This window comes from Mycobacterium sp. NGS34, from assembly GCF_059812845.1.
Genome location: NZ_JCALDM010000075.1, coordinates 1 through 218 on the forward strand (window position 1 = coordinate 1; position 218 = coordinate 218).

At 63.8% G+C, this 218-nt stretch carries 1 protein-coding gene; it reads left to right on the forward strand.

All coding sequences use genetic code 11. The features are described from left to right. On the forward strand, positions 1 to 183 hold a 183-nt coding region (locus AC5Y7V_RS31450), incomplete at its 5' end, for a universal stress protein (protein WP_499883802.1). Positions 184 to 218 lie beyond the last annotated feature (35 nt).

Genomic DNA, 218 nt, shown 5'->3' on the forward strand with positions numbered 1-218 from the left:
GTTGGTCGTCTGATCGTGTGGGATCAGCCGGCTCGCCACCTTCTCGACAGAAGTCAATCAACTCAGCTCGTTGTGGTCGGTAGCCGTGGTCGCGGAGGGTTCGCGGGAATGCTGCTGGGATCAGTCAGTACGGCCGTGGTGCAGGCAGCCCGCGTGCCGGTGATCGTCGCCCGCCAACGCTAGCCGACAGCGGTTCCTTCATCCCCCAGCAATCAGGG